The 13,023-nt window shown below is 39.1% G+C and carries 10 protein-coding genes; 8 read left to right on the top strand and 2 right to left on the bottom strand.

The window, feature by feature from the left end:
- A complete protein-coding gene (sspI, locus tag KFZ58_RS11345) occupies positions 1 to 225 on the bottom strand; it encodes a small acid-soluble spore protein SspI (protein WP_235791422.1) in 225 nt (74 codons plus the stop codon).
- Between the two features lie 99 nt (positions 226 to 324).
- Between sspI and KFZ58_RS11340 the strand changes: the two genes are divergently transcribed.
- From KFZ58_RS11340 to pheT, 3 genes are all read left to right on the top strand, one after another.
- Positions 325 to 1,080, top strand: coding sequence for a TrmH family RNA methyltransferase (locus tag KFZ58_RS11340; protein WP_235791421.1), 756 nt, complete (start codon positions 325 to 327; stop codon positions 1,078 to 1,080).
- 307 nt (positions 1,081 to 1,387) lie between these two features.
- A complete protein-coding gene (pheS, locus tag KFZ58_RS11335; protein ID WP_235791420.1) occupies positions 1,388 to 2,422 on the top strand; it encodes a phenylalanine--tRNA ligase subunit alpha in 1,035 nt (344 codons plus the stop codon).
- A 15-nt stretch (positions 2,423 to 2,437) separates the two neighbouring features.
- Positions 2,438 to 4,864: a phenylalanine--tRNA ligase subunit beta gene (gene pheT / locus KFZ58_RS11330; protein WP_235791419.1), complete on the top strand. Its 2,427-nt coding sequence runs from the start codon at positions 2,438 to 2,440 to the stop codon at positions 4,862 to 4,864.
- 90 nt (positions 4,865 to 4,954) lie between these two features.
- Here pheT and rnhC read toward each other — a convergent pair whose 3' ends face one another.
- Positions 4,955 to 5,878, bottom strand: a complete 924-nt coding sequence (gene rnhC / locus KFZ58_RS11325; RefSeq protein WP_235791418.1) for a ribonuclease HIII — start codon at positions 5,876 to 5,878, stop codon at positions 4,955 to 4,957.
- A 161-nt stretch (positions 5,879 to 6,039) separates the two neighbouring features.
- Here rnhC and zapA point away from each other — a divergent pair, with 161 nt between their 5' ends.
- The 5 genes from zapA to KFZ58_RS11300 all read left to right on the top strand — a co-directional run bounded on the left by zapA (position 6,040) and on the right by KFZ58_RS11300 (position 12,984).
- Positions 6,040 to 6,303: a cell division protein ZapA gene (gene zapA / locus KFZ58_RS11320; RefSeq protein WP_235791417.1), complete on the top strand. Its 264-nt coding sequence runs from the start codon at positions 6,040 to 6,042 to the stop codon at positions 6,301 to 6,303.
- A gap of 3 nt (positions 6,304 to 6,306) precedes the next feature.
- Positions 6,307 to 6,858, top strand: a complete 552-nt coding sequence (locus KFZ58_RS11315; RefSeq protein ID WP_235791416.1) for a CvpA family protein — start codon at positions 6,307 to 6,309, stop codon at positions 6,856 to 6,858.
- Positions 6,859 to 6,929: 71 nt separating this feature from the next.
- Positions 6,930 to 8,648 (top strand): DNA polymerase/3'-5' exonuclease PolX, encoded by a 1,719-nt coding sequence (gene polX, locus KFZ58_RS11310; RefSeq protein WP_235791415.1) that lies wholly within the window; start codon positions 6,930 to 6,932, stop codon positions 8,646 to 8,648.
- A gap of 33 nt (positions 8,649 to 8,681) precedes the next feature.
- Positions 8,682 to 11,027, top strand: a complete 2,346-nt coding sequence (locus KFZ58_RS11305; RefSeq protein ID WP_235791414.1) for an endonuclease MutS2 — start codon at positions 8,682 to 8,684, stop codon at positions 11,025 to 11,027.
- Positions 11,028 to 11,289: 262 nt separating this feature from the next.
- Entirely contained in the window at positions 11,290 to 12,984 is a 1,695-nt protein-coding gene (locus tag KFZ58_RS11300; protein ID WP_235791413.1) for a long-chain-fatty-acid--CoA ligase, read from the top strand.
- Positions 12,985 to 13,023 lie beyond the last annotated feature (39 nt).

The raw sequence follows: 13,023 nt of genomic DNA, 5'->3' as shown, positions 1-13,023 counted from the left end.
TTATTGTGTATCCACCGCTTGTTTAACGCCTTGTTCCAATGTGCCAACCATGTTTTGTTTCTCCTGTTCATCTGCTTGTTTCCATATTAATTCAAAGATAACGCCGAGCCCTGGGAGCATTTTTTCTTCTCCTTCTTGAATGGCATCAACAATAGTTGCTTCCAACTGATCTTGATCATTTGTAGCAATATTAGATAGAATGGCTTTTCGTAAGTTTAAATCCATTTACTTCACCTCATTTTTAAATTTAACTAAGGATAGTTTGACCAGTAACACTGATAATATGTATGATAAAAATAGACATAAGGAAGAGGACTGAAAAATATGATTACATCAGTTAAAAATAATAAGGTGAAAGTATGGCGTAAATTACATAAAAGAAAAGGGCGCATTGATACAGGTGTGTTTCTTATCGAAGGGTTTCATTTAGTGGAAGAGGCTTGGAAAAGTGAGTGGACAATTGATGAGATCATTGCAATTGACACGATTGAATTACCAGACTGGAGCAAAGAAGTTTCTGTTGAATGCGTAAGCGATCATGTTTTTCAGCATATTTCCCAAACAAAAGCACCACAAGGCATAGCTGCAATCGTGAAAATGAATGAACCTGTTAAGTTAGGAGGTAATAATGTTCTGCTGATTGATTCCGTGCAGGATCCCGGTAATCTCGGTACAATGATTCGAACTGCAGATGCCAGCGGGTTTGATGGAATTGTTTTAGGTAATGAGACGGTGGATTTATATAATGATAAAGTTATTCGAGCAACACAGGGATCGCTTTTTCACATTCCTATTTTTCAAGCAAATCTGAAACGCGAAATAATGGAATTGAAGAAGAATGGATTTAATATATGGGCAACGGCACTGTCGGATGATGCAAAAGCCTATAATGAAATAAAAAAGAGTGATAAAATAGCATTAATGGTGGGCAATGAAGGTGCCGGAATCCAAACTGAATTACTGCAACTTGCTGATACAATTGTAACAATACCGATTTACGGTAAAGCGGAGTCGCTTAATGTCAGTGTCGCTGCAGGGATTTTAATGTATCACGTAAAAATAGTTGCAAGCTCTAATTAAACTAATTATAATAGATGGTAATATTGCATAACCAAGTATCGAAAGAGCCAAATAACAATTTAGGAGCGGGAAAGGGAAGAAATGCCTGGACTGAGAGTATTTCTACCGTATTAAATGTTATTATTTCACTCTGGAGCTGGCACTTAGACCTTATAGACATAAGTAAAGGTGTTCCGGATTTAATCCGTTATCATATCTAAGTTGGACACACGTGTGTGTGTCAACAAGGGTGGTACCGCGAATTTACAGCCTCGTCCCTTTTTAGGGGATGGAGGCTGTTTTTTATTTTTAAGGAGGTAAGACTTGGATGAAAGATCAATTAGAAGCAATACAAACAGAAGCGCTGGAAAGTATTAATCAAGCAAAGGGGCTAAAACAACTTCAAGATATTAAAGTTGCCTATTTAGGTAAAAAAGGCTCGTTAACCAGTGTGTTAAGGGGGATGGGCAATCTTTCAAAAGAAGAACGTCCCGTTGTTGGTGAAATTGCAAACCGGGTAAGGGAGAAGATATCCAAAAGCCTGGAGCAAAAAAACGAAGAACTGGAAAGACTAGCGCTTGAAAAACAATTGGAGGCAGAAAGGATCGACGTGACGCTTCCGGGCCGCCCTGTGCAAGTAGGCGGGCCACATTTATTAACAAAGATTATTGAAGAGATTGAGGATTTATTTATCGGAATGGGATTTGAGGTAAGGGAAGGTCCTGAAGTAGAAACCGATTATTTTAATTTCGAGGCATTGAATTTACCGGAAAACCATCCTGCAAGAGATATGCATGATACATTTTACATTACAAATGACCTGTTATTACGCACACATACATCACCAGTACAAGCGAGAACCATGCGTTCCTATGATGGCGGAAATACGGTAAAAATGATTTGTCCCGGTAAGGTTTATAGAAGAGATACAGATGATGCGACACACTCCCATCAATTCACACAAATCGAAGGACTTTATGTAGACAAGCATGTGCGGATGAGCGACCTGAAAGGTATATTAGACGTATTTGCTAAAAAGATGTTTGGAGAAGACCGTGAAATAAGGTTGCGTCCAAGTTTCTTTCCATTTACAGAGCCTTCTGTCGAAATGGATATTTCATGTAAAGCTTGTCATGGCGAGGGCTGTTCTATATGTAAGAACTCGGGTTGGATTGAGATTTTAGGTGGGGGTATGGTTCATCCGAATGTCCTGGAAATGGCAGGGTTTGATCCTCAAGTCTATAGTGGCTTTGCGTTTGGTATGGGACCTGACCGTATTGCGATGCTGAAATATGGCGTGAATGACATTCGTCAATTTTATACCAATGATAAACGATTCTTAAAACAATACCATAAAGCATAGAGGAGGTAAGTATTGATGTTCGTATCATTAAATTGGTTAAGAAATTATGTTGATTTAGGACACTTAAGTCCTGAAGAGCTTGCTGAAAAGATTACAAAGTCCGGAATTGAAGTAGATGGAATTGAATATATAGCTGAAGAAAACAACGATGTAGTTATTGGTTATGTCGATTCTTGTGAGAAACACCCCAATGCGGATAAGCTAAGCCTTTGTAATGTCGATGTTGGCGAGGAAAAACTGCAAATCATATGCGGTGCACCAAATATAGCGCAGGGCCAAAAAGTGGCTGTCGCAAAGCCTGGTGCTGTTTTACCTGGAAATGTTAAAATCAAACAAACAAAATTACGTGGTGTCCAGTCAAATGGTATGATTTGTTCACTAAAAGAATTAGGACTGAAAGAAAAATATCTGCCAAAAGAGGTCTCAGATGGAATCGTTGTTCTTCCTGACGATGTTTTAACCGGTGAAAGCGTTCGGCCGATATTAAATTTAGATGATGTGGTGTTGGAATTTGACCTAACCCCAAACCGGGCTGACAGTTTGTCCATGTTGGGTGTTGCTTATGAAGTAGCTGCTATTTTAGATAAACCGATTCTTCTGCCGGCTGAAGATGTGGAAGTAAGTGATGAAGAAACGAGTGCATACATTGATGTAGAGGTTGAAGATACGGATTTAAATCCATATTATGGTGCTTTTATTATTAGAAATCTTGAAATAAAACCTTCCCCGCCATGGATAGCTAACTATTTGATGGCTGCGGGGATACGTCCAATCAACAATGTAGTTGATATTACGAATTTTGTATTACTTGAATATGGGCAACCATTACACGCCTTTGATTACGATCGTTTGCAATCTAAAAAGATATTGGTTCGTCGTGCCAGACAAGAGGAGAAGCTAGTTACCCTGGATGAAAAAGAAAGAATATTATCAGAAGATCATCTCGTGATTACGAATGGAGAAGCCCCGATTGCGCTAGCTGGAGTGATGGGAGGAGCGAGTACAGAAGTAACGGAAGAAACTACTACTGTTTTATTGGAAGCAGCCTATTTTGCACCATCAGCGGTAAGGACGACAGTCAAAGATACTGGCCTGCGTAGTGAATCCAGTACCCGATTTGAAAAAGGCGTGGATCCAAACCGTGTGAAATCAGCAGGACTTAGGGCAGCTCAGTTATTAAAGCAACATGCTGGAGGAGAAGTACTAGCAAATCCTGTGGAAGTTGACAAGTTAGATCATTCCGAAAAGACAGTAGTAATGAATGTGGATGAAATCAATAAACGACTAGGCACAGATATTTCCGGCCAGGAAATCGTCCATATTTTAAATAAGCTGCGTTTCAATTTCAAACAGAATGACAAAGACTTTACCGTCTATGCCCCAACAAGGCGTCAGGATATTCAGATATTTGAAGATATGCTGGAAGAAGTTGCTCGAATTTATGGGTATGATCATTTACCATTCACATTACCATTCGGCAAGTCACATGCAGGTGCTTTAACCGAGCGACAGCTATTAAAACGAAATGTAAAAAATTACCTTGAAGGTGCTGGGCTGATGGAAACAATAACCCATTCTTTAACAAACAAGGATAATATTTCAATGTTAATCAGTCCGGAAATGAAAGCGAAAGGTCCAAAGCCTGTTGAGTTAGCTATGCCAATGAGTGAGGATCATAGATATTTGCGACTAAGCATATTGCCGGAATTATTAAGCACGCTAGCTTATAATCAGGCCAGAAATCAAGCTGACTTGAGCTATTACGAACTTGGTGCCATATTTATTTCAGATGAAGAAGTGTTAAAAGAACAACCCGATGAGTCCTTGCGTTTAGCTGGTGCATTAACAGGAAAATGGATGGAACAGCCGTGGCAGCAAGAGAAGAAAGCTGTTGATTTCTATGTCGTTAAAGGAGTATTGGAAGGATTATTTGACTACTTACAAATCCCGGTTACATTTGAACAGGCAAAACTTCCTGACATGCACCCTGGAAGATGTGCAACCATGCTCATCCGTAATAAGGTGATCGGTTTTATGGGACAACTTCATCCCCTACTGGAAAAGGACATGGATCTGAATGAAACATATGTGTTTGATGTCAATATAGAGGAAGTTTTGGCAGCTTATTCGGACAATCCGTCCTATCATCAAATACCTAAATATCCATCCGTCGCAAGGGACATAGCCTTTATCCTCGATGAGGAAGTAGTAGCGGGAGAAGTAAAATCAATGATTGAAGAGGTAGGGGCCCCGCTTGTAAAAAATGTACAGATTTTTGATGTTTATCAAGGGGAGAATGTACCTGAAGGCAAGAAATCGATTGCCTATAGTCTACTTTATCAACATCCCGAAAAAACATTGCAAGATGATGAGGTAGAGCGGTCATATCAAAAAATTGTTGAAAAAGTAAATAATGAATTTGGCGCATATGTGAGATCTTAGGTAAAGTATCTTTTGTGTCAAAAGCAGCAATCTTTTAGAAAACAGCCTAGGTAGAAAAAACGATACGGTGTTGCTCACCGTATCGTTTTTCTATATATATATTCTTGCCTTTTTTGTGTTGGCGAAATGTGTTTTTGCGCATGTATTCAATATTGTTTCACCTTTTGAGCTGATTATTTTTGCTATGGTTTGGTCCACTTTTTTGGAGGCACCTTTTGGTATGGTGATCCCCATTTGTTCTGACAGTTTATCCATTTCGCTTAGAAAACTTGTTCTTGCGATGATGGAGCCAGCAGCAACAGCGATCGAGTAGCTTTCTGCTTTCGTCATAAAATATGTATTTTCAGCCAGTGTTAGATTTTCAGATGAAATATGTTTTTTATAGACTGCCGGCTCACAAAATTGATCAATGATGATGCCGTCCATTGAATTATTACCTATTTTCTTCAGCAGATTATTTATGACATGCTGATGCAGAACTGCTTTCATTTTTCCTTGGGTCCATCCCTGACGCTGCAGCTTATTATATTTTTCATTATGCAAAATGAGTAAGGAATAGGGGATGTTGAGTTTTATGATTTCCTTGGCCAGTTTGCGGATAGTAGTGTCAGTCAGGTTTTTCGAATCCTTTACGCCCATGTTTTTTAATTGTTCGATTTGATGGTCTTCAACAAAAACACCTGCAACTGTAATAGGGCCAAAATAATCCCCTGTGCCAGCCTCATCAGAACCTATATGATTACTTTTGAATAATGTAGGTGGTGGAGCATATATTGTTCCTTCTTTCTTTGGTTGTTGTGCTTTTGCGCCTGGATCCGCTATCCACTTTTGAGCCTCAATCTCTGGTGTACTTCCTTGAAACAGTACTTTTCCGGATTTATAGGCAGTTACAGTGGCATTTTCTGTTTTGGCTCTAAAAATGGCCCCTTGAGGTGTGGACGTCAATGCGCTTCTGTAAAAATATTTCATTTTGTTAATTGTTTCCTGTGGTACTACATCCACACGTTGTGGCATAATGTCCTCTCCAATCTATTCCAATATGTAAACTATAGCAAACTTTAACCTTTATTTAAACGGGTAAAGTGCCAATACATCATGTGCTTCGTAGTTTCCTAATCCCTTCACTTCATGTTACTATAAAGTGAACAATATTTCTCAGGCAGGAGGATTTCTGTGTGGCTCATACTAATAAAGAACGCATAACGGTGGAAATACATAATAAATCATATACAATAATCGGTGAGGAACCTGCATCTCATGTTCGGATGGTCGCGAGCCTGGTAGATCAGAAGATGAGCGAAATTCATGAACAGAATAAGCATCTTGATACGACAAGACTTGCTGTTCTTACTGCTGTAAATACAATGAATGATTATTTGAAACTGAAAGAAGACTACGCTAAGTTGGTAGGTTCACTTAATAGGAAAGAGGATAAATAAAATATGTTTGACGTCATTTTAATCATATTCTTGATTTTTGGTTTTTTAATTGGTTTAAAAAGAGGATTTATTCTCCAACTTTTTCATTTAGTCGGGTTTATTGCAGCGTTTATAGCTGCAATACTTTACTATGATGATCTTGGAGCAAGGCTTTCCTTATGGATTCCATATCCGGAATTATCAGACGGCGCATGGGCTGACTTTCTTGAATCCTTACCCCTTGAAAACGCGTTCTACAACGCAATTGCATTTGCCATCATTTTCTTTGCTGTAAAAATAATATTACAAATTATTGCCTCCATGCTGGATTTTGTAGCATATTTACCAATTTTAAAATCAGTTAATAAGATACTGGGAGCCGTATTAGGATTTATAGAAATTTACCTGATACTTTTTATTGTGTTGTATATCCTGGCGTTAACACCTATCGACACGATACAATCCTGGATAACGAACTCGTCTATAGCAATGTTTATAATCGAGAACACACCGTATTTTTCAGGTAAAATAACCGAATTATGGTTCGAACATGTAGCTGGTCTATTTAATGGATAGCTGCCATAAAGTAACCCAAATATTTCAAATCGCCTCCATAACAGAGGTGAAAGTCAAGCAGGTGGTAAACAATGAAGCTAAATAAAAAAGATGTTATAAAACAACTGGAAACGATTGCCCTTTACATGGAATTAAAAGGAGAGAATTCGTTTAAAATTTCTGCTTACCGTAAAGCGGCTCAAGCACTTGAGACTGATGATCGGTCGTTAACAGATATTGATGATTTTACAAAGCTAAACGGGATTGGCAAAGGAACGAGTACGGTCATTGAGGAATATATACAAACCGGAAGATCAGAAACATTATTGGAACTAAAAAAGGAAGTGCCAGAAGGCCTGGTGCCATTACTTGATCTTCCTGGTTTAGGTGGAAAAAAATTAGCGAAACTATACAAAGAACTTGGCGTTTCGGATGCGGAATCGTTAAAAATTGCATGTGAAAATAAACAGGTGGAGCGTCTTGCAGGGTTTGGCAAGAAGACAGCAGATAAGATTCTAATCTCACTTGAGGAAATGAATAAGCGACCGGAACGATTACCAATTGCCATAATGCTTCCCATTGCTGAGAGAGTAGAAGCGTATCTTCAGGGGATTGCTGAAGTGGATGACTATTCGCGTGCCGGGAGTCTGCGCAGGATGCGGGAGACGATTAAAGATATTGATTTCATCATCGCAACAGAACAACCGGAAAAAGTTCGTGATTCCTTGTTAGAATTGCCTGATATTAAAGAGGTAATTGCGAAGGGAGATACAAAAGTATCCGTAACATTGCAGGATATTTATGATATTAATGTTGATTTTCGTCTTGTAAAAAGGGAAGAGTTTGCGTCAACATTACATCATTTTACCGGATCAAAAGAGCATAATGTAGCGATGCGTCAGCTTGCAAAATCACGTGGTGAAAAAATCAATGAATATGGAATTGAAAAAGAAGAAACCAATGAGATTTTCACCTTTCCAACGGAGAAGGAATTTTTCAATCATTTTGGATTAACCTATATTCCACCAGAGGTTAGAGAAAATGCGGGAGAAGTCGAAGCTTTTGAAGAAGAGGTTCCCTTGATTGAGTTAGGCGACATTCGAGGCGATTTGCATATGCATACAACCTGGAGTGATGGTGCACAGTCACTGGAAGAGATGGCGAACCAGGCGCGTGCTAAGGGATATGCGTTTATAGCAATTACCGATCACTCCAAATATTTGCGAGTTGCAGGAGGTCTGGATGAAACGAGACTAAGAAAGCAACGCGAGGAAATCGGAAAACTAAATGAAAAATATAGAGATATCCATATATTTTCCGGTGTAGAAATGGATATTTTACCAAACGGGAACTTGGACTTCTCAACAGATTTCTTGCAGGAAATGGACTTTGTAATCGGAGCTATCCATTCGAGTTTTAATCAGGAACAGGATAAAATAATGGATCGGTTATATGCAGCACTTGAAAACCCATATGTCTCTTTGATTGCACATCCTACTGGAAGGTTAATTGGGCGACGAAATGGGTACAAGGTTGATTTGGAAAAATTGATTCATAAGGCTAAGGAAACGAACACAGCACTAGAAATAAATGCAAATCCAAACCGTTTGGATATTTCACCGGAATGGGCACGTAGGGCACATGCTGCTGGTGTTACGCTTTCGATCAACACAGATGCACATAGTTATCCCATGCTGGATCATATGGAATATGGTGTTGCCTCAGCAAGAAAAGGCTGGATCCAAAAAGAAACCGTAATGAACACCTGGTCAACAGAGAAATTAATAAATTACTTTCGGCGTAATAAGTAAACAGATTCACGCGTCCTAAAGGAGTATGAACGTATGAACGATAGAATTCTCCGTACAATGGAATTTGAAAAAATTATCGAACAATTGAATAACCAGGCGGCCACTTCATTGGGAAAAGATCTTGCTTTCGGGCTTCGACCATCTACGGATATAAGTGAAGTGAAGATGTTACAACGTGAAACGGATGAAGCCATGCAAATTATACGCTTAAACCTGTCTATTCCTTTAGGGGGGGTCGCTGACATTCGAGCAAGCCTAAAACGAAGCGTTATTGGAGGCATTCTTTCAACAAGCGAAGCGTTGGATGTTGCAACTACCATTTATGGTGGCCGACAAGTAAAGACTTTTATTGAAAGTCTGGAAGAGGATCTCCCTATTTTAAAAGAGCTTGTGATGCAAATTACACCACTTAGAGATCTGGAAACACATATAAAGAGCTGTATTGACGATCATGGACATGTGATGGATAGTGCTTCTGAGAAATTGCGCGGAATTCGTTCATCTATTCGTACATTTGAAAGCAGGGTGCGTGATAAACTAGATAGCTATACAAAATCAAACAGCAATATGTTGTCTGATTCAATTATCACGATAAGAAATGAACGGTATGTGCTTCCAGTAAAACAAGAACACCGAGGCTCCATTGGGGGGATTGTTCATGATCAATCTGCTTCCGGCCAGACATTATTTATGGAACCAAAGTCTGTCGTCGATCTGAATAATCAATTACAGGAAGCAAGAGTCAAAGAAAAGCAGGAAGTTGAGCGGATCTTACAAGTTATAAGTGAACGCATTTCAGAGCAGGAGGCATTTTTACAGGATAATGTTACTGTTTTAGCTAAAATCGATTTCATGTTTGCCCGTGCTAAACTGGGCAGACAAATGAAAGCAGCAATGCCGATCATGAATGAGCAAGGCATTATCAAAATGTCTCAGGCACGTCATCCGCTCATATCAAGCGATGAGGTAGTCGCAAATGATGTGGAGATTGGTGAAACATATACGGCAATTGTCATTACAGGACCGAATACAGGCGGAAAAACAGTTACATTAAAAATGGTCGGCTTATGTACATTAATGGCCCAATCCGGCTTGCAAATCCCGGCACTGGACGGCTGTGAAATGGCAGTATTTGAAGATGTTTTTGCAGATATTGGTGATGAACAATCAATTGAACAGGATTTAAGTACTTTTTCTTCCCACATGACGAATATTGTAGAAATTCTAGAAAATGTAGATCATAAAACATTGGTATTATTTGATGAGTTGGGTGCTGGAACAGATCCACAGGAAGGTGCGGCATTAGCCATGTCTATTCTGGATGACGTTGTATCCAGAGGCGCCCGCATTATTGCTACGACCCATTACCCGGAACTTAAAGCATATGGCTATAACAGAAACAATGTAGTTAACGCATCTGTGGAATTTGATATGGAGACACTTCAACCAACCTATCGTTTACTGATAGGTGTGCCCGGCAGGAGTAATGCGTTTGATATATCCAAACGTTTAGGTTTAAGTGATTCTGTTATTGAACAAGCTAGGAGTCATATTGGCGTAGACTCTACAAGTGTTGAAAATATGATTGCTTCATTGGAGAAGTCTCAATTGAATGCAGAGAAGGATTATCAGGAGGCTCATCAGATTTTACTTGAAAGTGAAAAGCTTCGGGAGGATATGGAGAAGCAGTGGAAGCAATTTGATCAAAAACGGGAAACATTATATAAAAAAGCGGAAGAAAAAGCAGAGAAGGCATTAAATAAAGCGCGGGAAGAAGCAGAATTAATCGTAGATGAAGTCCGTTCGATGAAAAACAACACCCAAATAAAAGAACACGAGTGGATTGAAGCGAAGAAAATGCTCGAGGAAGCCAGACCCAATCTTTCACAGAAACAAGATACAAAAAAAGAATCACCATCTGTCCGAAACAATACAGCATTACACCCAGGTGATGAAATTAAGTTAACCACTATAAACCAGCAAGGTACTGTGCTGGAAAAAGTGAATGAGCACGAATATCTTGTACAAGTAGGAATCATGAAGGTAAAGGTAAAACGCGAGGACCTTCAATTAATCGGTAAACAAAAAGAAACGGTCGAGGAGCCGGTAGCAACGATCAAAGGATCGAACTACCATGTGAAAACAGAGCTGGACCTACGGGGAGAGCGTTTTGAAGATGCAATGTCAAAACTGGAAAAATATATGGATGACGCATTGCTCGCGGGCTATTCCAAGGTATCCATAATCCACGGAAAGGGTACAGGCGCGCTTCGTAAGGGTGTACAGGAATTTGCACGAAATCATACAAGTATTGCCTCATCAAGACCCGGTTCCTCCGGTGAGGGAGGCAGTGGTGTTACGGTAATTGAATTTCGTTAAATGCCGGTCTTTTTAAGTATAATGATGCCCTGTTTTAGAATATTTCAGGGTATCATTGCAATGCGTATTCAGGGAGTATAAAAATTTTATAGAAGGGGAGAAGATGTTGGAAACATTAGCTAAAGTATGTATCATTGTGGCAGTTATTTTTGTAATTGTAGGGGTCGTATATTTAATTTGAAAAAAATACAAGCTCAAATTTCAAAAAATAGAAATTTATCGGTATAATGAGTTATAATATAGTAGTATAGGAGGAGATATCATGGACCAAGAGAAAAAATGGCAAAAGCATTATCCATCAGAAATACCGACCACGATTGGGTATGATGAAAAGCCCTTGCATGCATTTCTGGCTGAGAGTGCTCAGCGCTACCCAGAAAAGAAAGCGCTTCATTTTATGGGGAAGGAGATAACATACAACGATCTTTACACCCAAACAAGGAAAATGGCAAATTACATGCAGTCCTTAGGGTTAAAAAAAGGGGATAAAGTTGCTGTGATGCTGCCAAATTCACCTCAGGCAGTTATTAGTTATTATGCTACACTCATGGCAGGAGGAATTGTTGTACAAACAAATCCCTTATATAAAGAGAGGGAACTGGAACACCAATTGAAAGATTCAGGTGCAACATTTATTGTTTGTCTGGATATTTTACTGCCAAGGGTCACAAATGTACACGCTAACACAAATTTGAAACATACCATTGTTACAGGGATTAAAGATTACTTGCCGTTTCCGAAAAATCGCTTGTATCCATTTATTCAAAAAAAGCAATATAATATGGTTGTGAAGGTGGAGCAAAGCGAAGAAACGCATGTGTGGCAGTTAATGATGGATACATCCGCTGCCCGCTATAAAGAAGTGGAGGTCGACCCGGTAAATGATTTGGCATTATTGCAATACACTGGTGGAACAACAGGAAATCCAAAAGGGGTTATGCTGACACACTATAATTTAGTAGCAAATGTACAAATGTGCAGGTCTTGGTTATATAAAACAAAAGAAGGGAAGGAAGTCGTTTTAGGTGTATTACCATTCTTCCATGTATATGGTATGACAACAGTAATGAATATGTCCGTTATGCAAGGGTCAAAAATGATTCTGTTACCTAATTTTGATGCTGAAAAGGTTTTAAAAACGATTCAAAAGCAAAAACCAACGTTATTTCCAGGAGCTCCAACTATTTATGTTGGTCTTTTAAATCATCCGGACATAAATAAATATGATTTGTCTTCCATTCAGGCTTGTATAAGTGGTTCAGCCCCATTGCCTATTGAAGTACAGGAACAATTTGAAAAAATTACAAATGGAAGTTTGGTAGAAGGATATGGACTGACGGAATCCTCTCCGGTTACACATGCTAATTTTATTTGGGGAAATCGGGTGAATGGCAGTATTGGTGTACCTTGGCCTGATACAGATTCTAAAATTTTTCGTCTGGAATCCGATGAGGAAGCGGATATAGGTGAAGTTGGAGAAATTGCTGTAAAGGGTCCGCAAATTATGAAAGGTTACTGGAATAATCAGGAGGAAACAGATAATGTATTGAAAGATGGCTGGTTATACACAGGTGATCTCGGGTTTATGGATGATGAGGGTTATTTTTATGTCGTGGATCGCAAAAAAGATGTCATCATCGCTGGTGGATTCAATATTTATCCAAGAGAAGTAGAAGAAGTTCTTTATGAGCATGAAGGAATTCAAGAAGCAGTTGTGGCAGGTATACCGGATGCCTATCGTGGGGAAACAGTGAAGGCCTATATCGTATTAAAGGACGGATACGAGATTAGAGAAGAAGAATTAAACACCTATTGCAGAGAGCATCTAGCCACGTTTAAAGTGCCAAGAGCCTATGATTTTCGAGAAGAATTACCAAAAACAGCTGTAGGCAAGATTCTAAAGCGCCAATTAGTTGAAGAAGAAAAAGGAAATCAACAAAAAGAAAGCACCCTTTGAGCTTAGGCTCTTTTTTCGAAAATAATCGAACAAGCTTCT

Source organism: Virgibacillus sp. NKC19-16, assembly GCF_021560035.1.
Lineage (GTDB): Bacteria > Bacillota > Bacilli > Bacillales > Amphibacillaceae > Virgibacillus_L > Virgibacillus_L salidurans.
This window is presented reverse-complemented; position numbering and strand designations above follow the sequence as displayed.

Excerpts from the sequence above, each read along its gene's own strand:
- sspI (WP_235791422.1), bottom strand. The coding sequence starts at position 225 with ATGGATTTAAACTTACGAAAAGCCATTCTATCTAATATTGCTACAAAT.
- KFZ58_RS11340 (WP_235791421.1), top strand. The coding sequence starts at position 325 with ATGATTACATCAGTTAAAAATAATAAGGTGAAAGTATGGCGTAAATTA.
- pheS (WP_235791420.1), top strand. The coding sequence starts at position 1,388 with ATGAAAGATCAATTAGAAGCAATACAAACAGAAGCGCTGGAAAGTATT.
- pheT (WP_235791419.1), top strand. The coding sequence starts at position 2,438 with ATGTTCGTATCATTAAATTGGTTAAGAAATTATGTTGATTTAGGACAC.
- rnhC (WP_235791418.1), bottom strand. The coding sequence starts at position 5,878 with ATGCCACAACGTGTGGATGTAGTACCACAGGAAACAATTAACAAAATG.
- KFZ58_RS11315 (WP_235791416.1), top strand. The coding sequence starts at position 6,307 with ATGTTTGACGTCATTTTAATCATATTCTTGATTTTTGGTTTTTTAATT.
- polX (WP_235791415.1), top strand. The coding sequence starts at position 6,930 with ATGAAGCTAAATAAAAAAGATGTTATAAAACAACTGGAAACGATTGCC.
- KFZ58_RS11305 (WP_235791414.1), top strand. The coding sequence starts at position 8,682 with ATGAACGATAGAATTCTCCGTACAATGGAATTTGAAAAAATTATCGAA.
- KFZ58_RS11300 (WP_235791413.1), top strand. The coding sequence starts at position 11,290 with ATGGACCAAGAGAAAAAATGGCAAAAGCATTATCCATCAGAAATACCG.